Origin of the sequence: Methylocystis suflitae (assembly GCF_024448135.1) — a bacterium.
Taxonomy (GTDB): domain Bacteria; phylum Pseudomonadota; class Alphaproteobacteria; order Rhizobiales; family Beijerinckiaceae; genus Methylocystis; species Methylocystis suflitae.
This window is the reverse complement of the sequence record NZ_JAMRYX010000146.1, coordinates 1-402: the sequence shown is the minus strand read 5'-3', so window position 1 is coordinate 402 and position 402 is coordinate 1. Positions and strand designations below refer to the sequence as shown.

Below are 402 nucleotides of genomic sequence, written 5' to 3'. Positions count from 1 at the left end.
GGGTTCCATTCAGGTCATCGCGCTTCGATGCGCCGGCCCCTTTTGATCGGATTGTCCCGCTCCTCGGTTCGACCGATTGCCATCACACCATTTTCACCTCGACCATCTCGATGAACGCCTATCGGCAGTTCGGATCACGCAGGAACGGCTCCAGTGCGATAGACGCCGCCTCTCGTCAGTATGGCCCATGCGATCCGCGCCATTTTATTGGCGAGCGCGACGGCCACGACAAGTGCTGGGCGCTTGGCGAGTAGCCCGGAAGTCCATCCGACCGTGGGGGCGCGCTTGCGCGCGAACCGTAGAACGGACGTGGCCCCGATTATCAGCAGCCGTCGAATGTAAGGATCGCCCTGCTTCGTAATGCCGCGCAGTCGCTCTTTGCCGCCACTGGAATGCTGTCGC

General features: G+C 61.7%; 2 protein-coding genes. One reads left to right on the top strand and one right to left on the bottom strand.

Annotated elements, in window-relative coordinates:
* Positions 1-254, top strand: a 254-nt coding sequence (locus tag NEI07_RS11030) for a hypothetical protein (RefSeq protein WP_256034571.1), incomplete at its 5' end; no start/stop codon positions are given.
* On the opposite strand, the gene NEI07_RS11025 is transcribed toward NEI07_RS11030, so the two are convergent.
* On the bottom strand, positions 135-402 hold a 268-nt coding region (locus NEI07_RS11025; protein WP_256034569.1), incomplete at its 5' end, for a transposase. The genes NEI07_RS11030 and NEI07_RS11025 overlap by 120 nt on opposite strands.